This window comes from Nonomuraea ferruginea (assembly GCF_039540635.1).
In the GTDB taxonomy this organism is placed as follows: Bacteria; Actinomycetota; Actinomycetes; order Streptosporangiales; family Streptosporangiaceae; genus Nonomuraea; species Nonomuraea ferruginea.
Genome location: NZ_BAABFD010000008.1, coordinates 138,057 through 163,393 on the forward strand (window position 1 = coordinate 138,057; position 25,337 = coordinate 163,393).

Annotated in this window: 23 protein-coding genes; 10 read left to right on the forward strand and 13 right to left on the reverse strand. The window is 70.9% G+C overall.

Annotation, left to right across the window (positions count from 1 at the left end; translation table 11 throughout):
• Positions 1-23 precede the first annotated feature (23 nt).
• Genes ABD999_RS17090 through ABD999_RS17100 form a run of 3 tightly spaced genes read left to right on the forward strand, consistent with a single transcriptional unit; the run spans position 24 to position 4,464 of the window.
• Positions 24-668 (forward strand): ABC transporter ATP-binding protein, encoded by a 645-nt coding sequence (locus ABD999_RS17090; RefSeq protein WP_271277921.1) that lies wholly within the window; start codon positions 24-26, stop codon positions 666-668.
• Positions 665-1,477, forward strand: coding sequence for an ABC transporter ATP-binding protein (locus ABD999_RS17095; RefSeq protein WP_271277922.1), 813 nt, complete (start codon positions 665-667; stop codon positions 1,475-1,477). Before ABD999_RS17090 ends, ABD999_RS17095 begins: the two co-directional genes overlap by 4 nt.
• Entirely contained in the window at positions 1,474-4,464 is a 2,991-nt protein-coding gene (locus tag ABD999_RS17100; RefSeq protein ID WP_271277923.1) for an FtsX-like permease family protein, read from the forward strand. The genes ABD999_RS17095 and ABD999_RS17100 overlap by 4 nt, the downstream gene beginning before the upstream one ends.
• Here ABD999_RS17100 and ABD999_RS17105 read toward each other — a convergent pair.
• The 3 genes from ABD999_RS17105 to ABD999_RS17115 all read right to left on the reverse strand — a co-directional run bounded on the left by ABD999_RS17105 (position 4,461) and on the right by ABD999_RS17115 (position 9,078).
• The gene (locus ABD999_RS17105; RefSeq protein WP_271277924.1) at positions 4,461-6,053 is read right to left on the reverse strand and encodes a hypothetical protein; all 1,593 of its coding nucleotides are present in this window, start codon (positions 6,051-6,053) and stop codon (positions 4,461-4,463) included. The two genes, ABD999_RS17100 and ABD999_RS17105, sit on opposite strands and share 4 nt — an antisense overlap.
• A gap of 75 nt (positions 6,054-6,128) precedes the next feature.
• Entirely contained in the window at positions 6,129-7,580 is a 1,452-nt protein-coding gene (locus ABD999_RS17110) for a serine/threonine-protein kinase (RefSeq protein ID WP_271277925.1), read from the reverse strand.
• Positions 7,570-9,078 (reverse strand): serine/threonine-protein kinase, encoded by a 1,509-nt coding sequence (locus ABD999_RS17115; RefSeq protein WP_271277926.1) that lies wholly within the window; start codon positions 9,076-9,078, stop codon positions 7,570-7,572. Before ABD999_RS17115 ends, ABD999_RS17110 begins: the two co-directional genes overlap by 11 nt.
• Positions 9,079-9,163: 85 nt before the next feature.
• Here ABD999_RS17115 and ABD999_RS17120 point away from each other — a divergent pair, with 85 nt between their 5' ends.
• Positions 9,164-10,888 (forward strand): DEDD exonuclease domain-containing protein, encoded by a 1,725-nt coding sequence (locus tag ABD999_RS17120; RefSeq protein ID WP_148032804.1) that lies wholly within the window; start codon positions 9,164-9,166, stop codon positions 10,886-10,888.
• 17 nt (positions 10,889-10,905) lie between these two features.
• On the forward strand, positions 10,906-11,193 hold the full coding sequence (locus tag ABD999_RS17125) for an Lrp/AsnC family transcriptional regulator (RefSeq protein ID WP_148032805.1): 288 nt from the start codon (positions 10,906-10,908) through the stop codon (positions 11,191-11,193).
• 300 nt (positions 11,194-11,493) lie between these two features.
• Here ABD999_RS17125 and qcrB read toward each other — a convergent pair whose 3' ends face one another.
• The 4 genes from qcrB to ctaE are packed head-to-tail and all read right to left on the reverse strand — an operon-like array spanning position 11,494 to position 15,738.
• Positions 11,494-13,146 (reverse strand): cytochrome bc1 complex cytochrome b subunit, encoded by a 1,653-nt coding sequence (qcrB, locus tag ABD999_RS17130; protein WP_271277927.1) that lies wholly within the window; start codon positions 13,144-13,146, stop codon positions 11,494-11,496.
• Positions 13,143-14,264 carry a cytochrome bc1 complex Rieske iron-sulfur subunit gene (qcrA, locus tag ABD999_RS17135; RefSeq protein ID WP_148032807.1) on the reverse strand — a complete coding sequence of 374 codons (1,122 nt, stop codon included), beginning with the start codon at positions 14,262-14,264 and terminating at the stop codon, positions 13,143-13,145. The genes qcrB and qcrA overlap by 4 nt, the downstream gene beginning before the upstream one ends.
• The gene (gene qcrC, locus ABD999_RS17140; RefSeq protein WP_271277928.1) at positions 14,261-15,070 is read right to left on the reverse strand and encodes a cytochrome bc1 complex diheme cytochrome c subunit; all 810 of its coding nucleotides are present in this window, start codon (positions 15,068-15,070) and stop codon (positions 14,261-14,263) included. Before qcrC ends, qcrA begins: the two co-directional genes overlap by 4 nt.
• Before the next feature lie 14 nt (positions 15,071-15,084).
• On the reverse strand, positions 15,085-15,738 hold the full coding sequence (gene ctaE, locus ABD999_RS17145; RefSeq protein WP_281429370.1) for an aa3-type cytochrome oxidase subunit III: 654 nt from the start codon (positions 15,736-15,738) through the stop codon (positions 15,085-15,087).
• Positions 15,739-15,932: 194 nt separating this feature from the next.
• Between ctaE and ABD999_RS17150 the strand changes: the two genes are divergently transcribed.
• Both ABD999_RS17150 and trpD read left to right on the forward strand, forming a co-directional pair.
• Positions 15,933-16,331, forward strand: coding sequence for a response regulator (locus ABD999_RS17150; protein ID WP_219544785.1), 399 nt, complete (start codon positions 15,933-15,935; stop codon positions 16,329-16,331).
• A 9-nt stretch (positions 16,332-16,340) separates the two neighbouring features.
• The gene (gene trpD / locus ABD999_RS17155; protein WP_219544671.1) at positions 16,341-17,384 is read left to right on the forward strand and encodes an anthranilate phosphoribosyltransferase; all 1,044 of its coding nucleotides are present in this window, start codon (positions 16,341-16,343) and stop codon (positions 17,382-17,384) included.
• A gap of 33 nt (positions 17,385-17,417) precedes the next feature.
• On the opposite strand, the gene ABD999_RS17160 is transcribed toward trpD, so the two are convergent.
• From ABD999_RS17160 to ctaC, 4 genes are all read right to left on the reverse strand, one after another.
• Positions 17,418-18,590, reverse strand: coding sequence for a L,D-transpeptidase (locus ABD999_RS17160; RefSeq protein ID WP_271277929.1), 1,173 nt, complete (start codon positions 18,588-18,590; stop codon positions 17,418-17,420).
• Between the two features lie 165 nt (positions 18,591-18,755).
• Complete coding sequence (locus tag ABD999_RS17165) at positions 18,756-19,169, reverse strand: cytochrome c oxidase subunit 4 (protein WP_148032812.1); 414 nt, start codon at positions 19,167-19,169, stop codon at positions 18,756-18,758.
• Positions 19,169-20,842 (reverse strand): aa3-type cytochrome oxidase subunit I, encoded by a 1,674-nt coding sequence (gene ctaD, locus ABD999_RS17170; RefSeq protein WP_271277930.1) that lies wholly within the window; start codon positions 20,840-20,842, stop codon positions 19,169-19,171. Before ctaD ends, ABD999_RS17165 begins: the two co-directional genes overlap by 1 nt.
• Positions 20,839-21,606, reverse strand: a complete 768-nt coding sequence (gene ctaC / locus ABD999_RS17175) for an aa3-type cytochrome oxidase subunit II (protein ID WP_246639776.1) — start codon at positions 21,604-21,606, stop codon at positions 20,839-20,841. The genes ctaD and ctaC overlap by 4 nt, the downstream gene beginning before the upstream one ends.
• A gap of 216 nt (positions 21,607-21,822) precedes the next feature.
• On the opposite strand from ctaC, the gene ABD999_RS17180 reads away from it, so the two are divergent.
• The 3 genes from ABD999_RS17180 (at position 21,823) to ABD999_RS17190 (ending at position 23,678) form a co-directional block, all read left to right on the forward strand.
• Complete coding sequence (locus ABD999_RS17180) at positions 21,823-22,956, forward strand: cysteine desulfurase family protein (RefSeq protein ID WP_148032815.1); 1,134 nt, start codon at positions 21,823-21,825, stop codon at positions 22,954-22,956.
• Positions 22,953-23,198, forward strand: a complete 246-nt coding sequence (locus ABD999_RS17185; protein ID WP_148032816.1) for a sulfurtransferase TusA family protein — start codon at positions 22,953-22,955, stop codon at positions 23,196-23,198. Before ABD999_RS17180 ends, ABD999_RS17185 begins: the two co-directional genes overlap by 4 nt.
• 63 nt (positions 23,199-23,261) lie before the next feature.
• Positions 23,262-23,678, forward strand: a complete 417-nt coding sequence (locus ABD999_RS17190; RefSeq protein ID WP_148032817.1) for a CBS domain-containing protein — start codon at positions 23,262-23,264, stop codon at positions 23,676-23,678.
• A gap of 52 nt (positions 23,679-23,730) precedes the next feature.
• Here ABD999_RS17190 and ABD999_RS17195 read toward each other — a convergent pair whose 3' ends face one another.
• Both ABD999_RS17195 and erpA read right to left on the reverse strand, forming a co-directional pair.
• Entirely contained in the window at positions 23,731-24,717 is a 987-nt protein-coding gene (locus ABD999_RS17195) for a carbohydrate kinase family protein (RefSeq protein ID WP_148032818.1), read from the reverse strand.
• Between the two features lie 116 nt (positions 24,718-24,833).
• Positions 24,834-25,187, reverse strand: a complete 354-nt coding sequence (gene erpA / locus ABD999_RS17200; RefSeq protein ID WP_148032819.1) for an iron-sulfur cluster insertion protein ErpA — start codon at positions 25,185-25,187, stop codon at positions 24,834-24,836.
• Positions 25,188-25,337 lie beyond the last annotated feature (150 nt).

Sequence of the window (25,337 nt, forward strand, 5' to 3'; positions counted from 1 at the left end):
GCCCCCCGGAGGATGATCCGCGCGTGGTGCCCCCACCTGCCATCTCCTGTCGCGCGCTCTCCTGCGTCGTCGCGGGCAGGAAACTCATCGACGACCTCACACTCGAACTGGACGAGGGCGAGCGGGTCGCGCTCATGGGCCCGTCCGGCTCGGGCAAGACGACGCTGCTGACGACGCTGGCCGGGCTGGTCCCGCCCGCCGAGGGGCGCGTCCTGGTGGGCGGCGTGCCGCTCGACGAGCAGCCGGAGCTGCGGGCCGGCCTGGCCCTCGTCTTCCAGTCGTACGGTCTGCTGAGCCTGCTGACGGCGGCGGAGAACGTGGAGGTGGCGCTGCGCGCGGCGGGCCGGCCGCCGCGTGAGGCGATGCGGCTGGCGGCGGCGGCGCTGGAGCGGCTGCGGGTGGCCAGGTTCGCCGATCACCTGGTGGAGGAGCTGTCCGGCGGGCAGCAGCAGCGGGTGGCCGTGGCCAGGGCGCTGGCGCTGCGCCCCAAGGTGCTGCTGGCCGACGAGCCGACCGCCGAGCAGGACGCGGTCCACCGCGAGGTGGTGCTGGACGAGCTGCTCGCCGTCGGCGCGGACGGCACCACGCTGGTGATCGCCACCCACGACCCGGAGGTGGCCGAACGCTGCGACCGGGTCGTCGAGCTGCGCGCGGCGGTCCACCGATGAGTATGGTGCGCTGCGACGGGATCGTGCAGATCTACCGGGCGCAGGACGTCGAGGTGGTGGCGCTGCGCGACGTCGACCTGGTGATCGACCCCGGCGAGACGGTGGCGCTGCTGGGCCCCTCGGGCGCGGGCAAGTCGACGCTGTTGTGGCTGCTCGCCGGGTTGCTGCGACCCAGCGCCGGCCGGCTGTGGCTCGACGGGACCGACGTGGGCCGGCTCGACCAGCGCGGGCTCGACCGGCTGCGGGCGTCGCGCATCGGCGTGGTCCTGCAGAACCCGTCGCGCAACCTGATCGGCTACCTCCCGGCCGCCCAGAACGTCGCGTTCGCCCAGCGTGCGGTGAGGCGCGACCGGCGCCGGGTCCGTGACCTGCTGGCCCGCGTCGGGCTGGAAGACGTCGGCGACCGGCCCGCGGGCCGGATGTCGGGCGGCGAGCAGCAGCGGCTGGCGCTGGCCGTGGCGCTGGCCAACTCCCCCAGGCTGCTGCTGGCCGACGAGCCCACCAGCCAGCTCGACGCCGGGTCCGGGCAGCGGGTGATCGAACTGATCAAGGAGTCCGCCGAGGCCGAGGGCACCACGGCGGTGGTGGTGACGCACGACCCGGGCGTCAGCGAGGCGCTGGGCCGCACGGTGACGATCAGGGACGGCCGGGTCGGCGCCGAGGGCCGTCACGGCGAGGACTTCGTGGTGGTCGGCAGGGAGGGCGCGGTGCAGGTGCCGCCCGAGTACCACCACCTGCTGCCCCCCGGTTCCATGGCCAGGATCGAGGCGGTGGAGGACGGGGTCGTGCTGCGAAGGGTGGAGCCGTGATCCTGCGAGGCCTGTGGGAACGCCGCACGCTCGCCCTGGTGGTGCTGCTGATCGCGGTCGTGCCGATCGCCTCGGCCGCCGTGGCGCCGATCTACTCGGCGGGCGCGCTGACCACGATCGTCCGCGACGCGATACGCGAGGCGCCGGTGGAGGGCCGCGGCTGGCGCTACACCACGTCCGGCGGCACCATCGAGCCCAAGGTGGCCGGCTTCACGGCGGGCGCCGGCTTCACCGACCCGCCGGTGTTCGGCATGGAGGTGTCCAGCGGCAGCGCCGACCAGGACGACCGTCGCGCGTACACGGTGGTGTGGCAGGACGGCCAGTGCGAGCACCTGGAGCCGGCCCGGGGGCGCTGCCCCGCCGCCGCCGGGGAGGTGATGGCCAGCGAGGCGTCCGGGCTGGAGACCGGCGACGTCGTGCGCCTGAGGTCGCTCCGGTCCGCGCGGCCGGGCTCGGCCACGCTGGAGACGGCCCCGCTGGAGGTCGTCGGCGTCTACCGGCCGGGCGACCCCGCGGACCCGTTCTGGTTCGGCAGGACACTGTTCGACCCGCAGGGGCAGCCCAGCCAGAACAAGGCCGACGCGCTGTTCACGGCGCGCGAGACCCGCTCCGTCACCTACTACGTCGGCTCGGGCCTCGGGGAGCAGGCCTGGACCGACTACGCCCTGATCCGCGTCAATCCGGACCGGCTGACCGGCACGGACCTGCCGTTGCTGGCGGAGATGCAGGCGCTGGCCGAGGCCACGGGCCGGACCACCGACGCGATCGTGTTCTCCCGGATGGCCGACACGCTGCGGACGATGAACGCCAACGCCGGCACGCTGGGCGTGCCCGCGCTGCTGGTGGCGGCGCAGCTCGTCGGGCTGGGCTGGCTGCTGCTGTTCCAGACGGTCGGCGACCTGGTGCGCGCCCGGGGGCCGGAGATCGCGCTGGCCAGGCTCCGCGGCCACGGCAGGGTGCGGGTGTGGCGGTTCGCGCTCGCCGAGCCGTTGCTGCTGCTCCTGCTGGCGGTGCCGCTGGGCCTCGCGGCGGGGTTCGCGGCGGCGAGCCTGATGATCGGCGCGCTGCTGCCCGCGGGCGTCCCCACCACGTTCCCTCCGGCGGCGGTCGCGGCCGGGCTGGCGGCCACGCTCGGCGGGGTGCTGGCCGCGACCGCGTCGGCCTGGCGCGTCGCCACCCGGCCGGTCACGGAGGAGTGGCGGCGCACGCCGCGCAGGAGCGCCCGCGGCTGGGCGCTGGACGCGGTGGTGCTGGCCGTGACGGCGCTGGGGCTGACGGAGCTGCTGGCGGCCGGTGTGATCACCGATGCCTCCGGGGAGAGCGCCGGCGCGATGGCCGTGCCCGGGCTGATGGCGCTCGGCGTCGCGCTGCTGGCCAGCCGTGTCCTGCCGGTGGCGAGCGGGTGGCTGTTCGGTCTCACCCGGCGGCGCGGCGGGCTGGGGCCGTTCCTGGCGCTGCGCCAGGTGGCCAGGGGTCCCGTGACGGCGGGCAGTGTGATCGTCCTGGGCACCGCGCTCGGGCTGGCCACCTTCGCCGTGGCGGCGTGGACGGCGACGAGCGACGACTACGCGCGGGTGGCGGCCTTCCACAACGGCGCTCCCACCGCCATCACCGTCCAGCCGGTCGAGCCTGGCGAGCTGGCCGCCGCGGTCGAGGCCGCCGACCCCGGAGGCGCGCTCGCCGCGCCGGTGATCAAGATGCCGGGTACGCCGCAGCTCGTGGTCTCCGACCCCGACCGGCTGGCGCGGGTGGCGCACTGGGATCCCGAACTCGCGGGCGGCAAGGACCTGGCCGGGGCGATGGCCGCGCTGCCGGGCCCCGACGCCGCCCGGGTGTGGGTGCGCGGCGAGCGGTTCCGGCTGCGGCTGGCCCACAGCGAGCTGACCAAGGACTGGGAGGCGCAGGTCAAGGCCGCCTTCCGGATCACCGGCAGGGTGGGCCCGGTCTCGATCACCATGGGCGAGCTCCGCGGCGCCGGAGGCGCGTACGAGTGGAACCTGCCCCTGCCCTGCCGCCAGGTGCCCTGCGAGCTGCGCAGGATCCACGCCGACCTGAACGCCCTGGGGAGCGTGGAGGGCGGTGCCTTCGTCGAGGTGCGGGTGGAGAGCATGGAGGTGCTGCGGGACGGCGCCTGGCAGCCGGTGCCGGCGCCCGCCTGGCGGGTGGACCAGGACCCGAGCCGGACGGACGGCAGCTTCGGCGTGTCCGACACGGGCATGCAGGTGCTGCGGCCGGCCACCTACGAGCAGGAGCCCGCCGGGATCGTGGTCGGCGAGGTGGGCGCGAAGGCGGTTCCGGGACTGGACAACGCCTTCGCCTACCGCGTCCGGCCCGCGGTCACCGCCGCGGCCGCGCCGGGCATCACCGGCGCCGGCGTCCTGATGGATCTCGAACAGGCCGACAGGATCGCGTACGGGGTGGACGAGAAGGCCCAGTTCCAGGTGTGGACCCGCCAGTCCGGCACCGCGGCGCTGGAGGCGGCGCTGGCCAGGGAAGGGCTGACGGTGGTGTCCACGGTGCGCGCCGCGGATCTGGAGGCCGGATACGCCGCCGAGGGGCCGGGGCTGGCGCTCATGCTGCTGCTGGTGTCGGCGCTGGCCGCGGCCGTGCTCGCGCTCGGCAGGACCGTGCTGGCCCTGCACACGGCGGCGCGGCGGCGTGGCTACGAGCTGGCCGCGCTGGAGGCGGCCGGCGCGAAGGCGCCGGCGCTGCGGCTGTCGCTGCTGCTCGAACAGGCGATCACGGTCGTGACCGGCACGCTGGCCGGGCTGGTCGCCGGGCTGGTCGCCGCCGAGGCGGCGCTGGGCCGCATCCCGCAGTTCGCCGAGCCGGTGGTGACGCCGCCGCTGCCGCACGAGGTCGCGGCGGCGCCCGTGGCGCTCGTCACCGGCGCCGCGCTGGCGGCCACGCTGCTGTGCGCGCTGCTGGTCTCCGAGCTGCTGCTGCGCGGCGTACGGGTGGAACGCCTGCGCGACACCCCCGCCTAGCTGCCGATCGGCTTCTGGGCCAGCGCGGCCAGGAACGCCTTGGCCATCGTGAGCGCGCCGTCGCGGGCCTCCTTCTCCGGGAGCATCTCGGCCTCGGGCGCGTCGGCGGGCTTGCCCTCGGGCCGGTCGGCGCCCGCGTAGTCGACCACCACGACCAGCGAGCCCTGCCGCGCCGTCACGCTGCCGCTGCCGGCGTGCACGTCGCCGCGCCGGGTCTGGACGTAGCGGCCGTAGGCGGCCTCGCCGAGCCCTTCGACGTCGCGGACGTCGCCGAACACGATGCCGCTGAACGACGAGTTCTCGGTGCTGTTGTCCTGGCCGCGCTGGGTCGAGTAGTAGGACCCGGCCGCGGTCTTGTCGGCCACGCCCGCCCGGTTGGTGAAGCTGTGCACGGTGATCAGCACGCTGCGGACCCGGGTCTTGCCCGCCACGCCCGGCGCGTCCCGGTTGAGCCAGCGGCACTCGGTCTGGGTGTCGTTGCCCATCTCGGTGCCGCGCGCCCGGGTCTCCGGCTCCGGCACCAGCGCGGTGGCGGCCCGGGTGATCGACTCGCAGGCGGCGGGGAAGATCTTCAGCTCCGTCGGCGTCGGGGTGGGGGCGGCCTGCGGCGTGCTCGTGACGGTCGGGTACGGCTGGGCGACGACGTTCGGGTGCTTGGCCTTCCAGTCGGCGACGCCCTTGGCGAAGTGCTTGATCAGGCCGGTCACCTCGCGGATCGCGTTCTCCTCGGTGATCGACTGGGTGGTCTGGTTGCTGAGGATCTGCGCGTCCTTGCGCTGCTGGCCCGCTTGGTACTTGACCTCGATCGTCATGTCGTGGACGCGGGCGTAGGCCTGGCCGAACGAGTACCACAGCAGCTGGCCGGAGCGGCGCCAGGTGTACTGGGCGTAGGCGCCGTCGCCGACGCCGGGGATGTCCGTGACCGGGGAGATGCGTTCCTTCTCGCCCTTCTTCGGGGTCGGCCTGGCCGTCTCGCGGTACTTCGCGCCGCCGTAGTCGAACTCGTAGGAGCTCTGCGCCATGGCCCGGCCGGTCTTCGCGCCGTCGCCCAGGTGCTGCCCGATCTTGACGTCCACCTCGCGGTTGCGCCAGAACTCACCGTACGAGATGCGCTGGTTCACCCAGTTACAGGTGAACGTGGTGACCGACGGGTGCTGCCGGGAGCCCTTGACCACAGTCGCCCCGGGCACCAGCCGGTCGGCCTCCTCCTTGGGCAGCATCGCGCAGACGTCGGGGCCGTCCACCGCCGCCGCGCCGGCCGACGCCTGGGAAGCGGTGGGGCCCGCCTGCTGCCGCGTGGGCGCGGGGTCGCTCGCCCGCGAGAGCTGCCCGTACACCAGATAGCCGCTCGCGCCCCCGCCCACCAGCACGACGGCGGCGGCGGCCAGCAGCGGCAGCAGCCACGGGCGGCGCCTGGGCGGGCGCGGCGGCCCGGGCGGCGGGCCCGGCAGGCTCTGCGGCATCTGCCGCATCACCTGCATCGGCGGGTGCGGCGGCGGGTGCGGCCCCGGGGGACCCGCCGGTGGCTGGAAGGGTCCGCCAGGTGCCGGGTAGGGGTTCGGCGGCTGGTTCTCGCTACCGGGATGCACCAGTGACTCCTGGGGTTGGCCATGACTTGCGGGGAGACATGCTAGTCAGCCCGGTTGCAAGCCACTTGAACGACCTCATCCTCGCAACGCACCCGAGACCATCCCGGCGGCGTCGACGGCGGTCTTCTCGTCGGCGGGATCGTCGATGCCGACGTCCGTCCGGTGCCAGACCACCTCGGCTATCAGGTTGCTGTCGCGCAGCAGCACGGCGGTGTCGGCCCGGCCGGAGTCGGGCGAGTTGATGTAGCGCTCGAAGCGGGACTGCACGAACGCGGCCTCACCCGTACCGGGCACGTCGCGCACCTCGCCGACCCGCTCGCGGAACACCGAGCCCTCGGCGGCCCGCCTGCTGGCGCGCTCCATGTCGAACCGGCGGGCCGCCACCTCGGGGGCGCCGCGCGAGCCGTCGGGCCGCTCGATCCAGACGCGCACGGTCACCCTGCGCGTGACCAGGGAGCCCTGCTGCAGACGCCACTGGCACTCGCCCTCGCGGGTCTTCTCCGCCCCCGTCGCGCCTCCCACCACCTGCTCGGCCTGGGCGCCGGTGAGCAGGCGGCACGGGTCGGGCGCGGCCGCGTAACGGCCCGGCTCGCCCTGGTTGAGCGCCGTCCACCCGTACCAGCCCGCGGTGCCGAGCAGTGCGACGGCGGCGAGCAGCACCGGCGCCAGCCACCGGACCCGGCGCCGGCCCGCGGGCGGCGCGGGGGCACGGCCCGGCGAGACGGCGTGCTCCAGCGCCTGACGGACCTGCCCGGCGGTGGGGCGCGCGGCAGGGTCCTTGGCGAGCATCGCCATCAGCAGCCCGCCGAGCTCGCGACCCGCCCTGACGGGGAACGGGGGGTCGTGCAGCAGCACGGCGGCGGCCATCGCGGCCGGGTTGGGCCGTGCGAAGGGCGGCCGCCCCTCCACGGCGGTGTAGAGGCTCGCGCCGAGGGACCACAGGTCGGAGGCGGGGCCGGACGGCTGCTCGTTGAGCCGCTCCGGCGCCATGTAGCCGGGCGACCCGGCGCTGCCGTAGCGGTCGCCCTTGGCGCCCATGGTGACGGCGATCCCGAAGTCGGTGAGCATGGCCGAGCCGTCGGCGTCGAGGAGGATGTTGGCCGGCTTGACGTCCTGGTGGACCATGCCGTACGAGTGGGCGACCTGCAGCGCGGACAGCACGCTCAGGCCGATGCGGGCCACGCTCGGCGGCGGCAGCGGACCGAAGTCCTTGATCGCCTGGTCGAGTGAGCGGCCGGTGACCAGGTCCATGATGATCCAGGGCTGGTCGGCCTCCAGCACCACGTCGTGGATCACGACGATGGCCGGGTCGCGCAGCCGCCCGGCGGCCCGCGCCTCGTAGATCGCCCGGTCGGCGAACTCGGCCCGCTGCGCCGGGGTCAGCCGGGGCGGGATCCGCACCTGCTTGACCGCGACCTCGCGGTTGAGCGTCTCGTCGCGGGCCCGCCACACCGTGCCGGCGCCGCCCTCGCCGAGCCGCTCCACGAGCCGGTAGCGGCCGGCCAGCAGGTAGGCGTCAACCGGCATGGCGCAACGCCCGCTCGGTCGCCTGCGCGGCCTTGACCGCCGCCTGTTTGATGTCCTCGTCGCCGAGCCGCTCGGACAGCGCCGTGTAGCCGACGAAGACCACCAGGTTGGAAAGGCGGTAGTGGACGATGGCGGTGTGGATGCGGCCGGTGCCGCCCTTCAGCTCGAACGCGAACGCCTCCTCGCCGACGCCGGCGATCGTCCGCACGGGGGTGCGGGTCACCGGGACGCTGGCCTTGGTCCCGATCTCGGGCCACGTCCAGTCGAGCTTGTCGTGGGTGTCCCACCAGCGCCGCTGGTTGGCGAAGAGGGTGCGGGCCGTCTCGGGGGTCATCGCCCACGGGTCCCGGGTGTCGGAGTCCTTCTGCACCTGGAGCTCCACCCCGCTGCCCTGGATCGGCCACTGACAGCGGGGGCCGACCTCGTCGGAGCCGGGCGTCGCCTTGGGCGGCTGCTGGGTGCGCAGGAAGAGGCCGACCTCCTCCTCGCCGAGCAGCGAGCACACGTCCATCGGCGCGGTGAACGCCTCGGGGACACCGCCCGAGGCCCGGTCGCGCATCAGCAGGACGGTGGTCGTGGCGGCGGCGACCACCACGGCCGCGACCGCGGCGACGGCCACCCACAGCAGCGGCCTGCCGCGCTTCCTGACCCGCACGGGCGTCGTGGCCTCGTGGTGGGCGGGCAGCTGCGCCTGCTGACCGGCCGCGACCTGGCGTAACGCCTGGATCAGCTGCGGCGCGGGCGGGCGGGCGGCCGGATGGGGCGCCATCATGGCGGCGATCACCGGGCCGAGCGGGCCGGGAGCGTGCGGCACCGGCCGGGTGAGCGTCGCCCGGATGCGCTCGGCCGCCGTGCCGCCGTAGGCGGGGGCGCCGGTCACCGCGGTGAACAGGGTCGCGCCGAGCGACCACACGTCGCTGGCGGGGCCGCCCGGGTCGCCCTCCAGCCGCTCGGGCGCGATGAAGCCCGGCGAGCCGATCATCAGGCCCTGCTCGGTGAGCGTCGCCTGGCCCTCCTGGCGGGCGATGCCGAAGTCGGTGAGCACCACCCTGCCGCTGTCGGTCAGGAACACGTTGCCGGGCTTGACGTCGCGGTGCTGGAGGCCGCGGGCGTGAGCCGCGGACAGCGCGTCGAGCATCTCGGCGCCGATCCTGGCAGCGTACTCCTGCGGCATGGGGCCGTGCTCGCGCACCGCGTCGCCCAGGGTGCGGCCGCGCAGCAGCTCCATGACCAGCCAGGGGCGGTCGTGCTCGACGACCACGTCGTGCAGCGCCACGATGCCGGGGTGACGGAGCTGGGCCGTGGCCTGCGCCTCGCGCGCGGCCCTGGCGATCAGCTCGGCGCGCTCCTGCGGGGGCAGCCCTTCGGGCAGCGTCAGCTCCTTGACGGCCACCTCGCGGTCGAGCATCTCGTCCCTGGCCAGCCAGACCCGGCCCATGCCGCCGCTGCCGAGCGGCCGCAGCAGGAGGTAACGGCGGGCGAGTCGTTCCTGGGACACAAGGGGAAGCGTAACGAAGGAACAGGCCGAATAGTTATTCGTTCGGCTCCGCAACTGTCGGTGGCCCTCTCTATGGTCTTGGTTCGTGGATCCCGTTCAAGGCACTCTCGACGAGCTCGGCACCCCGCTGAGCGAAGTCACTTTCGTGGTGTTCGACCTCGAGACCACCGGCGGTTCACCGGCCGAGCACAAGATCACCGAGATCGGCGCGGTGAAGGTCCGGGCGGGCGAGGTGCTGGGCGAGTTCTCCACCCTGGTCGATCCCGGCGGCCCGATCCCGCCGTTCATCTCGGTGCTGACGGGCATCACCGACGCGATGGTCATGGCGGCGCCGCGCGTGGAGGCCGTGCTGCCGAGCTTCCTGGAGTTCATCAGAGGGGCCACGCTCGTCGCCCACAACGCGGGCTTCGACACCCGCTTCCTCAAGGCCGCCTGCGCCGCCCACGGCTATCCCCCGCCGGCCAACCCGGTCGTCGACACGGTCGACCTGGCCCGGCGCGTGCTGACCCGTGACGAGACGCCCAACGCCAAGCTGTCCACGCTGGCCCGCTTCTTCCGCGCCTCGACGGAGCCGTGCCACCGCGCGCTCCACGACGCCAGGGCCACCGTCGACGTGCTCCACGGGCTCATCGAGCGGGCCGGCTCCTTCCAGGTCCACACGCTGGAGGAGCTCAAGTCGTTCGTCCGCGCCCCCACGCCCGAGCAGCAGAGCAAGCGCCACCTCGCCGAGTCGGTGCCGCACGCGCCCGGCGTCTACTTCTTCGAGGACGAGCGCGGCGAGATCCTCTATATCGGCAAGAGCACCAACCTGCGCAACCGGGTGCGCTCCTATTTCACCGCCAGCGAGACCAGGCCCCGCATCCGCGAGATGATCGGCATCGCCGATCGGGTCCGCCACGTCGTGTGCGCGACGGCGCTGGAGGCCGAGGTGCGCGAGCTGCGCCTGATCGGCGGCGCCAAGCCGCGCTACAACCGCAGGTCCAGGTTCCCCGAGAAGGTCTTCTGGCTCAAGCTCACCCAGGAGCCGTTCCCGCGCCTGTCGATCGTGCGCGAGGTCAAGGACGACGACGCCGCCTACCTCGGCCCCTTCTCCAGCACCCGCCTGGCCGACGACGCCCGCACCGCGCTGCACGAGGCGGTGCCGCTGCGCCAGTGCACACAGCCGATCAGCCTGCGCACCCTCCGCTCGGCCTGCGTCCTGCACGACATGGGCCGCTGCGGCGCCCCCTGCGAGGGCAAGCAGAGCCAGGCCGACTACCTGGCCCACGCCGAGGCGGCGCGGCGGGCGATGACGCTCGACGCCTCCCCCGTCTTCTCCGCCGTCTCGGCCCGGATGGAGCGGCTGTCGGTCGAGCAGCGCTACGAGGAGGCGTCCGTCGACCGCGACCGGCTGGCCGCGTTCGTCCGCACCGCCGCCCGCATGCAGCGGCTCTCCGCCGTCACCCGCATCCCCCACCTGGTGGCGGCCAGCCCCGCCTTCGACGGCGGCTGGGACATCCACGTCATCCGCTACGGCCGCCTCGCCGCGGCCGGCGTGATGCCGCGCGGCGCCCACCCCACGCCGTTCGTCGAGTCGCTCACCGCCACGGCCGAGGCCGTCATCCCCGGCCCCGGGCCGGTCCACGCGGCCAGCGCCGAGGAGACCGAGTGCATCCTGCGATGGCTGGAGTCACCGGGGGTCCGGCTGGTCGAGGTCGACGGCGAGTGGAGCCTGCCGGCCCACGGCGCCGCCCGCCACAAGGCCCGCATCGACCTGGCCTATCAGGGGATCGACCGCGTCCGCCACCGCGAAGGGCGGCCTCTGCGGTGATTCGATACAGTAGTTCCATGGTCACGGCTATCGTTCACATCAACGCCGAGGTCGACCGCATCCCGGAGGTCGCCGAGACGATCGCCGAGATCGACGGCGTCAGCGAGGTCTACTCCATCACCGGTGCCTACGACCTGCTGGCCATGGTCCGCGTGGCCGAGTACGAGCAGGTCGCCGAGGTGATCCCCGGCCGCATCAACAAGGTGCCCGGCGTGCTCAACACCGAGACCCACATAGCCTTCCGCGCCTACTCCAAGCACGACCTGGACGCCGCCTTCTCCATCGGCTTCCCCGACGCCGACTGACCACCTCCCAGCACCGGCCGCCGACTCACCACCTCTCAGCCCCGGCCTCCGCCTCCCGCAGAGGCGGGACTCCTTTTCGGGCTGTCAGCGAGAACAGCGGTCCACGACTACCGCTCAGACGGCCCAGCAGGCGCGCGTAACGGCGCCCGGCCCCGTGCGGGATCAGCGGCCGTATTCCTGGAGGCCCCCGGCCACGTGCGGCGGGTAGGCCTTCCTTGGCCGTGCCGTAAAAGAAAAGAACCCCCACGCCGGGAAAGGCAAAGGGGCCCGGGCGAACCGCCCGAGCCCCTCGCGAATGAGCTATCGCGTCAGCGTATGGTCCTCCTCGCCGGGACCGACCGCGGCGTGCTCTTCCTCCTCGCGGGCGTGGCCGTCGACGAGGGGGATCTTCTCCCCGCCGTACGCCTTGGACATGCGGGCACGGAGCTTGCCGATCGGCCCGCGCATGCCCTTGTGCGGGATGCCGGACGGGTCCTCGGCCATCGGCAGCATGGCCACCGGCTCCTTGCCCCGCACGTGGGCCTCGATGTCCTCCGCCGGAGGCGTGTGGATCTCGATGAACTCACCGTGCGGCAGCCGCTTGATGACACCCGACTCCACGCCGTGGGAGACGACCTCGGCGTCCGAACGCTGAAGGCCCAGGCAGATCCGGTAGGTGATGATGTACGCCAGCACCGGGGCGGCGAACACCAGCACGCGGCCGGCGTACGTGGTCCAGTTCAGGTTGATGTGGAAGAACGCCGAGATCTCGTCGTTCGCACCGAGCAGCCAGAGCACCCCGTAGAACGAGATGCCGGCCATGCCGATCGAGGTGCGGTGCGGGTTGTTGCGCGGGCGCTCCGCCATGTGGTGCTCGCGGTGGTCGCCCGTGATCCAGCGTTCCAGGAACGGATAGAGCGCCAGACCCGTCATGACGAGCCCCAGTGGCAACAACGCCGGGATGATCACACTCAGTGGCAGTGTGCCGGCATGGGCCGTGCCGAACATGTTGATCTCCCACGCCGGCATGATGCGCAGGGATCCTTCGAGGAAGCCCATGTACCAGTCTGGCTGGGACCCGGCCGAGATGTCGGCGGGCGTGTAGGGACCGTAGATCCAGATCGGGTTGATCTGGGCGAAGGTCGACAGCCCTGCCACCACGGCGAGCGTGAACAGGAAGTAGGCGCCCGCCTTGGCCATGAACGCCGGGTAGAACGGCGCGCCCACCACGTTCGTGTTGGCCCGCCCCTTGCCCGGCATCTGGGTGTGCTTCTGCACCCACATGAGCACCAGGTGGGCCGAGATCAGCGCCAGCAGGATGCCCGGGATGAGCAGGATGTGCAGCGCGTAGAACCGGGAGATGAGATCCGTGCCCGGATACTCCCCGCCGAACAGGAAGAACGAGACGTACGTGCCGACCAGCGGCAGCGAGATCGCCACGCCCTGGGTGATGCGCGCGCCCGCGCCGGAGAGCAGGTCGTCCGGCAGCGAGTAACCGGTGAGGCCCTCGGCCAGGGCCAGGGTCAGCAGCAGGATGCCGATGATCCAGTTGATCTCACGCGGCTTGCGGTAGGCGCCGGTGAAGAACACCCGGAGCATGTGGACCATCATGCCCGCGATGAACAGCAGGGCCGCCCAGTGGTGCATCTGCCGCATGAGCAGACCCCCGCGGACGTCGAAGCTGATCTCCAGCGACGACGCGTAGGCCGCGGACATCCCCACGCCCTGCAGAGGCGCGTAGGAGCCGTCGTAGAGGACGTGCTCCATGCTGGGCTTGAACCAGAACGTCAGGAACGTACCGGTCAGCAGCAGGATGATGAACGAGTAGAGCGCGATCTCACCCAGCAGGAACGACCAGTGGTCGGGGAAGACCTTGCGCAGGTTGCGCTTGAGGAAGTTGGCTCCGCCGAGGCGCTCGTCGAGCCAGTTGGACGGTCCGCCGACCGCCTTGGGCACGGTTGTCAGCTCGCTCATGCCTGGCCTCCCTTGGCCCTGGCCTCCGCCTCGGCGTCGCCGCGCTCCCAGTAGCTGGGGCCGACCGGCACCGGGAAGTCACCGGCCGCGACGAGGAAGCCCTCGTTGTCGACGGTGATCGGCAGCTGCGGCAGCGGCCGGGCCGCCGGACCGAAGATGACCTTGGCGCCGTCGGCGGCGTCGAACGTCGACTGGTGACACGGGCACAGGATGTGGTGGGTCGTCTGCTCGTACAGGGCCGCGGGGCAGCCGACGTGCGTGCAGATCTTCGAATAGGCCACGATGCCGTCGTGCGTCCAGTTCTTGTTGACGCCCGACTTCAGCTCCTCGGGCCGGAACTTGATCAGGATCAGCGTGGCCTTGGCGAGCACGTTCAGGTCGTGCTCGTAGCCTTCGGGGACGATGGACAGGATGCCGCCGGGCGAGTTGAAGTCGGCCGCCCTGATCGGCTGGCCGGTGCCCTCGACGATGAGGCGTCGCGGCTGGCCCTCCACGGTCTTCTCGCCCCAGACGGTGTGGCGCAGCAGCTTGTTGAAGCTGGTGGCCTTCATCTTGGTGTTGTCGAGGTCGCGCAGCAGGATCAGGGGGATCAGGCCGAGCGGCGCGGCCGCCAGCAGCAGCGTGCGGCGCATCATCTTGCGCTTGACGAAGCCGCTCTCGTTGGCGCCCTCGACGAAGGTGTCGGCCACGACCTCGCGGTCGTCCTCGCCGGAGACCATCAGGTGGCGCTCCTGGACCAGGGCGTACTTCGGCATGATCTGGCGGACCCAGACGACGATGCCGACGGCCAGACCCAGAACCGCCACGGTGAGGGAGCTGCCGAGAGCCAGGTTGGAGACTCCGGTCGCCTCGGGGCTGCCCACCTGGAACACCACGTAGGAGACGAGGAACGCGACGCCTCCCAGGAAGGCGAGCAGGAAGCAGAGGGCGACGAGCTTCTCGGCCCCGCTCGCCCTCTTCTCGTCCTGCAGCGTGATGCCGGGGGTCTCGCCCCCGGCGTCGCCGGCGTCGCGCGCCTCCGCCTCGCCGAGCATCGGGGTGCCCGGCGGCGGGGTGCCGATCACGCGCTTGGGGACGCGCTCGTCCGGCTGCTCGATCTCGTGCTCGTTGTCAGTCATGACTTCTGTCGCTTCTTCGCGGTGATCCAGATTGCGGCGAGGACGAGGGCAAGGATGCCCACGACCCAGGCTACGAGGCCTTCGGTTACCGGGCCAATCCGACCCAGGGCGAAACCTCCGGGGTCGGTCTGCTCCCGCACCTGGACGATGTAGGCGATCATGTTGCGCTTCTCTTCGGGCGTGATGGTCGTGTCGTTGAAGACCGGCATCGCCTGCGGGCCGGTGACCATCGCCTCGTAGATCTGGGTGGGAGAAGACTCGTTCAGGTTGGGGGCGTACTTGCCCCGCGTCAGGGCGCCGCCGGCGCCCGCCCAGTTGTGGCACTGGATGCAGTTGGCGCGGAAGAGCTCACCGCCCTTGGCGGCGTCGCCCAGCGCCGGGTCCACCTGGTCGCCGGACGGCACGGTGGGACCGCCGCCGAGCGACTGCACGTACGCCGCGATGTCGCTGATGCTGTCGCTGTCGACCCACTCGGGCAGCGGCTTGCGCGGCACCTGGGCGCCCGGGTTGGCCGCGGGCATCCGTCCGGTGCTCATCTGGAAGTCGACGGACGCGGCGCCGACGCCGATGAGCGTGGGGCCCGTCGACGTGCCCTCGGCGTTGAGCCCGTGGCAGCTGGCGCAGTGAGCTTGGAAGAGGCTCTTGCCCCTCGCCACATCGTCGACCTTGCCCGACGCGAGCGCCGCGTCAGCAGGCCTGCTCACCTGCACAAACGTAGCATATGCCGTCCCGACCAGCGCCAACGCCAAAATCAGGACGGCATATCTCGCGAGGGGATGCCGCCGCCAAGCGGTGATCCTAGTCACAGAGGTCCCGTTCCTTACTGAATGATGTAGATGGTCGCGAAAAGACCAATCCAGACGACGTCGACGAAGTGCCAGTAGTAGGACACGACGATGGCGCTGGTTGCCTGCTCATGCGTGAAGCGCTTCGCGGCGTACGTACGTCCCAGCACGAACAGGAACGCGATCAGGCCACCGGTCACGTGCAGGCCGTGGAAGCCCGTCGTGAGGTAGAACACCGACGTGTAGGGGTTGGCGGACAAGGTCGCGCCCTCGCTCGCCAGCTCCATGTACTCGTACAGCTGGCCGGCGATGAACACCGACCCCATCAGGAAGCTGACGAGATACCAGAACCTGAGCTTGCTGACTTGCCCCTTTTCCGCGGCCCACACGCCGAGCTGGCACGTCACACTGGACAGAACCAGGATCGTCGTGTTGACCGTCGCGAACGGGATGTTCAGGTGAGCCAGGCCCTCGGCCGAGGCGCCCGCCGGGATGTAGGCGGGTGCCCAGTCGATGCCTTGGCCCACGCTCACCGACCGGATGGTGAAGTACATCGCGAACAGCGCCGCGAAGAACATGAGCTCAGAGGACAGCCAGACGATCGTACCCACGCTGACCAGGTTGGGTCTGCGGTACGGCTGACCTGTCGTCGTCGAAGTAATTGCGGATGCTGTCGCCACGGGCAGCATTATTGCGGCTCTGGTGGTCGGTCCGGCGCACGCCCCCCCGTTAGCGGGAACAATCAGGCGTCTAACCTGGGATAATTGGGACATATCGCCCGCCAGGGGCCGCCAACCTGGGTCCGCACGCCGTGCCAACGGTACGATCCCAGATGACCCTACCGCTACGACCGATAGTGAGCGCGACCGTGAGCACCGACACGATGAAGGTCCTCGTCTACAGCGACGACGCCGCCACCCGGCAGGCGGTAAGGCAGGCGATCGGCCGGCGGCCGGCGATGGACGTGCCCTTCGTGGAGGTCGTGGAGTGCGCCACCGAGCCCAAGGTGCACCAGTGGCTCGGCTCCGGCGAGATCGACGTGGCCGTGCTCGACGGCGAGACCCAGCCCGCGGGCGGCATGGGCATCAGCCGCCAGGCCAAGGACGAGGTCTACGACTGCCCGCCCATCTGCCTCATCATCGCCCGGCGCGACGACCGCTGGCTGGCCGACTGGTCCAGGGCCGACGCCGTCGTGTCCCAGCCCCTGGAGCCCATGGTGCTGGCCGACACCGTCGCCGACCTCATGCGCCGTCGCTCCTCCACCCGACTCAACGCCAAGTAGGTGCCTGACGTGGACTCGCGGACGACCTGGCCGGCCATCCTTTCCGCGCTCCTGTCCGGGGAGCACCTCACGGCCGACGAGACGGCCTGGGCGATGCGGGAGATCATGTCCGGCACCGCCACGCCCGCCCAGATCTCCGCCTTCGTGGTCGCGCTGCGCGCCAAGGGCGAGACCGTGGCCGAGGTGACCGGCCTGGCCCGCACGATGCTCGACCTCGCCACGCCGCTGCACGTCGAGGGCCCGGTCGTGGACGTCGTCGGCACCGGCGGCGACCGCGCCCACACCGTGAACGTGTCCACCATGGCCGCCATCGTGGCCGCCGCCGCGGGCGCCCGCGTCGTCAAGCACGGCAACCGCGCCGCCTCCTCCTCGTGCGGCGCCGCCGACGTGCTGGAGCACCTCGGCATCCGGCTCGACCTGACCCCCGAGCAGACCGCCCGGGTGGCGACCGAGGCCGGCATCGCCTTCTGCTTCGCGCCGGTCTACCACCCCGCGCTGCGCTTCGCCGGGCCGACCCGCAAGGAGATCGGCGTCCCCACCGTCTTCAACTTCCTCGGCCCGCTCACCAACCCGGCCCGCCCGGCCGCCCAGGCCATCGGCGTCTACGACCCGCGCATGCTCCCGGTGCTGGCCGGGGTCTTCGCCGAGCGGGGCGTCTCCGCGCTGGTCTTCCGCGGCGACGACGGGCTCGACGAGCTGACCATCGCCACCACCTCCACGGTGTGGATGGTCGCCGACGGCAGCGCCACGCAGACCACCTTCGACCCGGCGGTGCTCGGCATCCCGCGCGCCGAGGCGGGCGCCCTGCGCGGCGGCGACGTGGCCTTCAACGCCCAGGCGGTGCACGACCTGCTCGGCGGCAAGACCGGGCCGGTGCGCGACGCCGTCCTGCTGAACGCCGCCGCCGCCCTGGTCGCGCTCGACGGCCCCGGCGACGACCTCGACTCGGCCATGATCGACGCCTACGCCCGCGCCACCCAGGCCGTCGACTCCGGCCGCGCCTCGGCCACCCTCGACGGCTGGATCAAGACCAGCGCTTCCGTCTCCTCCTGACCGCGGCCCCGCCGCGGTCAGGCCCGTACGAGGTCAGGAGAACGGCAGGGTGGGCCCGTCCTTGATGGAGCTCCACCTGAGCCACTGCTTCCAGTTCTCCTGCCAGTGCCCCCACCCGTTCGTCGGCTCCAGCGGGCGCGGGGAGCCCGTGATGATGATGGGATCGCCGATCAGGGTGTTCTTGATGAACCAGGCCGCGTTGTCCGGGCTGACGTTCACGCAGCCGTGACTGACGTTGGCGTACCCCTGGGAGCCCACCGACCAGGGGGCGCTGTGCACGTACTCGCCGCTGTTGGAGATGCGCACCGTGTTGTACACGGTCATCTGGTAGTAGCCGGCCTGGCCGGGGCCGATGCCGGGCGAGGTCATGATGGTGACCGGTTCGCGGGACATGGCCAGGTGAATGCCTGAGGTGGTGTGATATTTCATCACACCGCCCTTGCCGGCGCTCATCGGCATCTCGCGGATCTTCTTGCCGTTCCGCCGCACGACCAGCACGTGCTCGTCGACGCTGCCCTTGGTGATCTGCGATCGGCCGATCTTGAAGTCGATCGCCAGGTCGCGCTTGCCGAACATGCCCTTGCCGCCTTGCACGCCCGCCAGGTTGGCCTCGACGCGCACGTCGGTGTGCGCGGGCCAGTACTCGCGCGGCCGGAAGTCGACCCGCTTGTCGTCGAACCAGTGCCAGGCCCCCTCGACGGGCTTGGAGGTACGGACGAGCAGGTTGCGCTCGACGGCGACCCGGTCGGCGATCGGCTGGTCGAAGGCGATCATGATGGGCATGCCGACGCCGACGGTCAGGCCGGTGGTGTTCTTGCTGGGCGAGATGCTCTCGATGTCGAAGGACGTGGCCGCCTTGACGGTGGAGAACGTGCTGCTCTTCTCGGTCTGCTTGCCGTCGCTGTTGGCGGCGACCGAGCGGATCGTGTAGGTGGTGCCGGGGCGGGCGGTGGCGGTGCTGCGCCAGCGGGTCCCGTCGGCGCTGAGCACGCCCGGCAGGGCACCGTCCGCGCTGCGTACGGTGACGCTCCTGAGCGTGCCTCCATGGGCCGCCACGACGACCGTCTGGTCCGTCGGCACGTCGGCCGCCCGGTCGGCCGGTTGGATCGCCACAGTGGCGTCAGGCGCCGCCTTGCGCTCCTCGTCGGCGGCGCTGCTCGCCGAGCACGCCGTCAGCAGCACGGCCATGCCCAGTCCCAGGCTCATCGATCGACCCGCTACGCGCCCCATCAGCACTCCCCCCGTCCGAGTCGAGCAGATTCATCTCTGTTATTACCCTCGGTGATCGTTTGGCCACATCCGCAGTCCAGTAAAGAACACCAAAAAGCGGGCGTCCCCTCTGAAGAAGGACGCCCGCTCATGGACGAGGGGTCAGTGCGAGAAGTGGCCCCGGTAGTACTGGAACACGAACCCGATCATGGCCATGATCACCAGGAACACGCCCATGATGAACATCCACAGGCCGATGACGAACCCGGCGAAGGTGAAGGCGGCGGCCAGGCAGACGAACAGCGGCCACCAGCTGCTGGGGCTGAAGAAGCCGATCTCACCGGCGCCGTCGCTGATGTCGGCCTGCTTGTTGTCCTCCGGCTGGGCGCCGATGCGCCGCGCGGTGAACATCAGGTAGTAGCCGATCATGAACGCGAAGCCGACCGAGATGGCCAGCGCGGTGGTGCCGACCGGCTCGCCCACCCCGGTCGCCGCCTTGGTCCAGAACCAGTAGGCGACGGTGACACCGGCGAAGAACAGGCCGCACAGCAGGAACAGCCAACCTTGGACCTTCATCAGGCCTCCACCTCCGGCGCGGGCTTGGCGGACAGGTGCGGGTACTTGAGGTCGAACGCGGGACGCTCGGACCGGATGGGAGGCAGCTTGGTGAAGTTGTGGCGCGGCGGCGGGCAGGAGGTCGCCCACTCCAGCGAGCCACCGTAGCCCCACGGGTCGTCGACGGTGACCTTGGGCGCCGTGCGCCAGGTCTTCCAGACGTTGTAGAAGAACGGCAGCGTCGAGGCCCCGAGCACGAACGCGCCCACGGACGAGATCATGTTGAGGTCGGTGAAGCCGTCGGCGGCCCCGTAGTCGGCGTAGCGGCGCGGGAAGCCGAGCATGCCCAGCCAGTGCTGCACCAGGAACGTCGCGTGGAAGCCGATGAACAGCAGCCAGAACTGCACCTTGCCGAGCCTGTCGTCGAGCATCTTGCCGGTGAGCTTGGGCCACCAGAAGAAGAACCCGGCGAACATCGCGAACACCACGGTGCCGAACACCACGTAGTGGAAGTGGGCGACGACGAAGTAGGTGTCGCTGATGTGGAAGTCGAGCGGCGGCGAGGCCAGGATGACGCCGGTCAGGCCGCCGAGCAGGAACGTCACCAGGAAGCCGATCGAGTAGAGCATCGGCGACTCGAAACTCAGGTGACCGCGCCACATCGTGCCGACCCAGTTGAAGAACTTCACGCCGGTCGGCACCGCGATGAGGAAGGTCATGAACGAGAAGAACGGCAGCAGCACCTGCCCGGTGGGGAACATGTGGTGCGCCCACACGGTCATCGACAGGCCGGCGATGGAGATCGTCGCGGCCACGAGGCTGATGTAGCCGAAGATCGGCTTACGGCTGAAGACCGGCAGGATCTCGGTGATGATGCCGAAGAACGGCAGCGCGATGATGTAGACCTCTGGATGGCCGAAGAACCAGAAGAGGTGCTGCCACAGCATCGGCCCGCCGACCTCGGAGCTGAAGATGTGCGTGCCGAACTTGCGGTCGGACTCCAGCGCGAGCAGCGCGGCGGCCAGCACCGGGAAGGCCATCAGCACGAGCATGCTGGTCAGCAGGATGTTCCAGGTGAAGATCGGCATCCGGAACATGGTCATGCCGGGCGCGCGCATGCAGATGATCGTGGTGATGAAGTTGACCGCGCCGAGGATCGTCGCCAGACCCGACATCGTCAGGCCCATGATCCACAGGTCGCCGCCGATGCCGGGCGAGTAGACCGCGTTGGACAGCGGCGCGTACCCGAACCAGCCGAAGGACGCCGCGCCGCCCGGGGTGAGGAAGCCCGAGACCGCGATGAGGCTGCCGAACAGGTAGAGCCAGTAGCTCACCATGTTGAGCCGCGGGAACGCCACGTCGGGGGCGCCGATCTGCAGCGGCATGACCGCGTTCGCGAAGGCCGCGAACAGCGGCGTCGCGAACATCAGCAGCATGATCGTGCCGTGCATGGTGAACAGCTGGTTGAACTGCTCGTTGCTGGTGAACTGCAGCCCCGGCTGGGCCAGCTCGGCCCTCATGACCAGCGCCATGATGCCGCCGACCAGGAAGAACATGAACGAGGTGATCAGATAGAGGTTGCCGATCACCTTGTGGTCCGTGGAGGACAGCCACTTGGCGATGATCCGGCCCTTGGAGATGGGCCGGCGCACCGGCGGGGCCGGGGTGGTGATCGGCTCTTGGATGGCGGTCACTGGGCACTCCCCGCCTGGTTGGACGCGACGTACTGGTCGAACTCCTGCTGCGTCACGAGCTTGATCGAGAAGAGCATGCGGCTGTGGTCGACGCCGCACAGCTCGGCGCACCGGCCGGCGTAGACGCCGGGCTTGCTGAGGGTGGTCACCTCGAACTTGCGCCCGGGGTTGTCATCGGGGATGCCGGGGATGATGTCCCGCTTGAACAAGAAGTCGGGCACCCAGAAGGAGTGGATCACATCATCGGTGAAGAGGTCGAACTCCACCTTCTTGTCCACGGGCAGCACGAGCTGCGGACCCTGCTGGTAGTCGCTCACCGGCATGCCGCTCACCGGCTCGGTCGTCTTGCCGTCGGCCGTCGTGGTGGTGAAACGCCAGCTCCACTGGAACGCCTCCACCTTGACCTTCACGTCGGCGTCGCCCGTCACCCGGCTCAGCTCCTCGCTGTCACGGGCGGTGAAGAAGAAGAACACCGACACCATGACGAGCGGCACCAGGGTGTAGAGCATCTCGATCGGCAGGTTGTAGCGAACCTGCGGCGGGAGATCAGCCTTGGCCCTGCGCCTGGTGTGGAAAAGACAGGCCCAGACGATGAGGCCGATGACCACTCCGCCGGTGGCGAGCGCGGCGATCCACGCTCCGTTCCACAGGGCCGTGACGGTCTCACCCTGCTGGGTGATGGCGTCCGGCAGCAGTCCGTTGGACCACTTTGCCTCGGGAACGTCATTTGCACACGCCGTAGCGGAGGCCAGTAGCAACGCCAAAGCGGCGGCGCGCGGCACTCTACGCCGGGCCAACGAACGCCGCGTCGAACGGCGGGTCGGACTCACGGATCGCCTACCCCACAGATGAAGCCCAGGAGTCTCTCCCGGGCGCTCGTATTTCCTGATGCACAGCTGATTGCAGACACATTAGCGCGCAAGTGCCCCGCCCTTCCGCGCGCCCCCTCGATGGCGTGCCATGAGTGGGATCATAGAAGCGTGGCGTACTTCGACGCGGCCTCCACCGAGCCGCTGCATCCCCAGGCACGTGAAGCGCTGCTGGCGGCCATCGACGTCGGCTGGGCCGATCCCGCGCGGCTCTACAACCAGGCCCGCCGTGCCCACCTGCTGCTGGAGCAGGCCCGCACGGAGGTGGCCGAGGCGCTGGGCGCGCGGCCCGACGAGGTGACGTTCACCTCCTCCGGCACGCAGGCCGTGCATCTCGGTCTGCTCGGCACCCTACAGGGCAGGCGGCGGGCGGGCCGCCATCTGGTGACCTCCGCCGTCGAGCATTCCAGCGTGCTGCACGCGGCCCGCCTGCACGAACGCGACGGCGGCAGCGCCGAGCTCGTCGGCGTCGACCGGCTGGGGCGGGTCGACCTGGCGGCCTTCACCGAGGCGGTGGCGCGCCCCGACACGGCCCTGGCCTGCCTGCAGACGGCCAACCACGAGGTCGGCACGGTCCAGCCGGTGGCCGAGGCCGCCGCGGCCTGCCGGCGCCACGGGGTGCCGCTGCTGGTGGACGCGGCGCAGACGGCCGGCCGGATGCCGCTGCCCGAGGGCTGGTCGGTGCTGACGGCCAGCGCACACAAGTGGGGCGGCCCGCCCGGCGTCGGCGTGCTGGCGGTCAGGAAGGGCACCCGGTTCCGCTCGTTCCTGCCGGAGGACGAGCGCGAGCGCAGGCGCGTGCCGGGGTTCGAGAACGTGCCGGGCATCGTGGCGGCGGCCGCCGCGCTGCGCGCGATGACGGCCGACGCCGCCCGGGAACGCTCCAGGCTGTCCGCGCTGGTCGGCAAGATCAGGGAGACGGTGCCGAAGGTGGTGCCGGACGTGGAGGTGATCGGCGACCCCGACGACCGGGCCCCGCACATCGTCACGTTCTCCTGTCTGTACGTCGACGGCGAGGCGCTGCTCACCGAGCTCGACAAGGCCGGATTCGCGGTCTCGTCCGGGAGTTCCTGCACGGCTAGTACGCTTCGTCCATCGCACGTCCTGGAAGCGATGGGCGTGCTCACGCATGGGAATGTCCGGGTGTCACTGCCCAGGGGCGCTTCCGCGGCCGAGGTCGACAGGTTCCTCACCGTGCTGCCCGAGCTGGTGCACCGGATCCGCCAGGACGCAGGAGTCGCATGACCGAGGCCACTCAGCCGGCATTGACGATCGACGCGCTGGGGAAGAAGTGCCCCATCCCGATCATCATGCTCGCCGAGCAGATCAACTACGTCCCGCTCAACGCCGTGGTGGCCGTGCTGGCCGACGACCCGGCCGCCTTCACCGACGTGCCGGCCTGGTGCCGGCTCAAGTCCCACCGCCATGTGGGCTCGTACGAGCTGCCCCAGGGGGGCTGGGCGATCCACGTGCGGCGCAACTACTGAGCCGCCCTGTACGGGGTAGCGGCCCCTTGGAGAGGAAGCAGCACTTCTTCGAGGGGGAGAGACATGAGCGACACCGCCGGCGACCTGATGAGCCAAGGGGTCGAGTGCATCCAGTCACACGAGACGCTCGACCGGGCCGCGCAGCTCATGCGTGAGCTCGGGGTGGGCGCGCTGCCGGTATGCCTGGACGATCGGGTGACCGGCATCATCACCGACCGCGACATCGTGGTGGAGTGCGTGGCCACGGGCCACGACCCGTCCCGCGTGCGGGCCGGCGACCTGGCGACCGGGCTGGTGTGGATACCGGCCGACGCGACGGTCGAGGAGGCTCTGGCGCGCATGGAGGAGCACCAGATCAGGCGGCTCCCGGTGATGCGCGACCACCGCATGGTCGGCATGATCAGCGAAGCCGACCTGGCCCGCCACCTGCCCGACGACCAGCTCGCCGAGTTCGTCCACCGGGTCTACGCGGGGACCTGACCGTACGGAAGGACACCGCGCCCCCGCCGTCCGCGGCGGGGGCGCGCCCGTGTCAGGGGTGGTAGCAGCGGATGTGCGGGGCGATCTCGGCGGCGGCGTCGGTGCCGTAGGCCTCGGTGAAACGGTCCAGGAAGACCTTCTGGCCGAGTTCGTACTCCTGGCCGCCGACGCGCTCCAGCACGTGGGTGGCCGTCAGGTTGCCGATCTGGCCGCACCTCTCCAGCGGCAGCCCCCAGGCCAGACCCGCCAGGAACCCCGCGCGGAAGGCGTCGCCGACGCCCGTCGGGTCGACCTTGCCCCGCTCGGGGGCGGGGGCGACGTGGATGGAGGGCTCGCCCTCGCGGTCGATGACCGCGCCCTTGGGGCCGAGCGTGGTGACGCGGACGCCGACCCTGCTCAGCACCTCCTCGTCGGACCAGCCCGTCTTCTGCTCGATCAGGCCCTTCTCGTAGTCGTTGGAGAAGAGGTAGGCGGCGCCGTCGACGAGCTGGCGGATCTGCTCGTCGGCCATGCGGGCGAGCTGCTGGGAGATGTCGGCGGCGAACGGGATGCCGCGGTGGCGGCACTCGTCGGTGTGGCGGAGCATGCCGTCGGGGTCGTTGGGGCCGACGAGCACCAGGTCCAGGCCGCCCACCCGGCTGGCGACGGGCTGCAGCTCGATCAGCCGCGCCTCGGCCATCGCGCCGGTGTAGAAGGACGCGATCTGGTTGTGGTTGTCGTCGGTGGTGCACAGGAACCGCGCCGTGTGCTGCGTCTCGGAGACGTGCACCGACTCGCAGTCGACGCCGTGGCGCTCCAGCCAGGAGCGGTAGTCGGCGAAGTCGTTGCCGACCGCGCCGACCAGGAAGGGCCGCAGACCCAGGCAGGCCATGCCGAAGGCGATGTTGGCCGCACAGCCGCCACGCCGGATCTGCAGGTCGTCGACCAGGAACGACAGCGACACCCGGTCGAGCTGCTCGGCGATGAGCTGATCGCCGAAGCTGCCGGGAAAGGTCATCAGGTGGTCAGTCGCGATGGAGCCGGTGACGGCGATGCGCACGGGATTCTTCTTCCTCGTTGTCAGCAAGCCAGTTGAGCCCCACGAGGATACGCGAAGGCCCCGCCCGCACAAAGACGGATCGGGGCCCCCGGTGCCCGATCGGGCGGGCTGATCGACTAGTTGAACGAGTCGCCACAGGCACAGGAGCCGGTGGCGTTCGGGTTGTCGATGGTGAAGCCCTGCTTCTCGATGGTGTCGACGAAGTCGATGGTGGCGCCCATCAGGTAGGGAGCGCTCATCCGGTCGGTGACCACGCCCACTCCGTCGAAGTCGGTCACGACATCGCCGTCCATCGAACGGTCATCGAAGAAGAGCTGGTAACGCAGCCCGGAGCAACCACCCGGCTGCACGGCAACGCGCAGCTGCAGACCTTCTTCGCCCTGCTGCTCCAGCAGGGACTTGACCTTGGTCGCGGCCGCCTCGGTCAGGACCAGGCCCTGTGCCGTGGTCTCGCTGCTCTCAACCGTCATCTGCTGACTCCCTAACCGGGTCTGTTTCCGACGTCCTACTAATGACGCTACCAACACCGGGGGGATGCCACACATTCCCACCTCGCTCCCCCCGGGACAAATCGGTCGTACGGGTATGACATGATGTATGCGTCACTTAGACGATAAGGG

Bases quoted from the DNA above. Each gene is read 5' to 3' on its own strand.
- ABD999_RS17095 (WP_271277922.1), top strand. From the start codon at position 665: ATGAGTATGGTGCGCTGCGACGGGATCGTGCAGATCTACCGGGCGCAG.
- ABD999_RS17110 (WP_271277925.1), bottom strand. From the start codon at position 7,580: ATGCCGGTTGACGCCTACCTGCTGGCCGGCCGCTACCGGCTCGTGGAG.
- ABD999_RS17125 (WP_148032805.1), top strand. From the start codon at position 10,906: ATGGTCACGGCTATCGTTCACATCAACGCCGAGGTCGACCGCATCCCG.
- qcrB (WP_271277927.1), bottom strand. From the start codon at position 13,146: ATGAGCGAGCTGACAACCGTGCCCAAGGCGGTCGGCGGACCGTCCAAC.
- qcrA (WP_148032807.1), bottom strand. From the start codon at position 14,264: ATGACTGACAACGAGCACGAGATCGAGCAGCCGGACGAGCGCGTCCCC.
- ctaE (WP_281429370.1), bottom strand. From the start codon at position 15,738: ATGCTGCCCGTGGCGACAGCATCCGCAATTACTTCGACGACGACAGGT.
- ABD999_RS17150 (WP_219544785.1), top strand. From the start codon at position 15,933: ATGAAGGTCCTCGTCTACAGCGACGACGCCGCCACCCGGCAGGCGGTA.
- ABD999_RS17160 (WP_271277929.1), bottom strand. From the start codon at position 18,590: ATGAGCCTGGGACTGGGCATGGCCGTGCTGCTGACGGCGTGCTCGGCG.
- ABD999_RS17165 (WP_148032812.1), bottom strand. From the start codon at position 19,169: ATGAAGGTCCAAGGTTGGCTGTTCCTGCTGTGCGGCCTGTTCTTCGCC.
- ABD999_RS17185 (WP_148032816.1), top strand. From the start codon at position 22,953: ATGACCGAGGCCACTCAGCCGGCATTGACGATCGACGCGCTGGGGAAG.
- ABD999_RS17190 (WP_148032817.1), top strand. From the start codon at position 23,262: ATGAGCGACACCGCCGGCGACCTGATGAGCCAAGGGGTCGAGTGCATC.
- erpA (WP_148032819.1), bottom strand. From the start codon at position 25,187: ATGACGGTTGAGAGCAGCGAGACCACGGCACAGGGCCTGGTCCTGACC.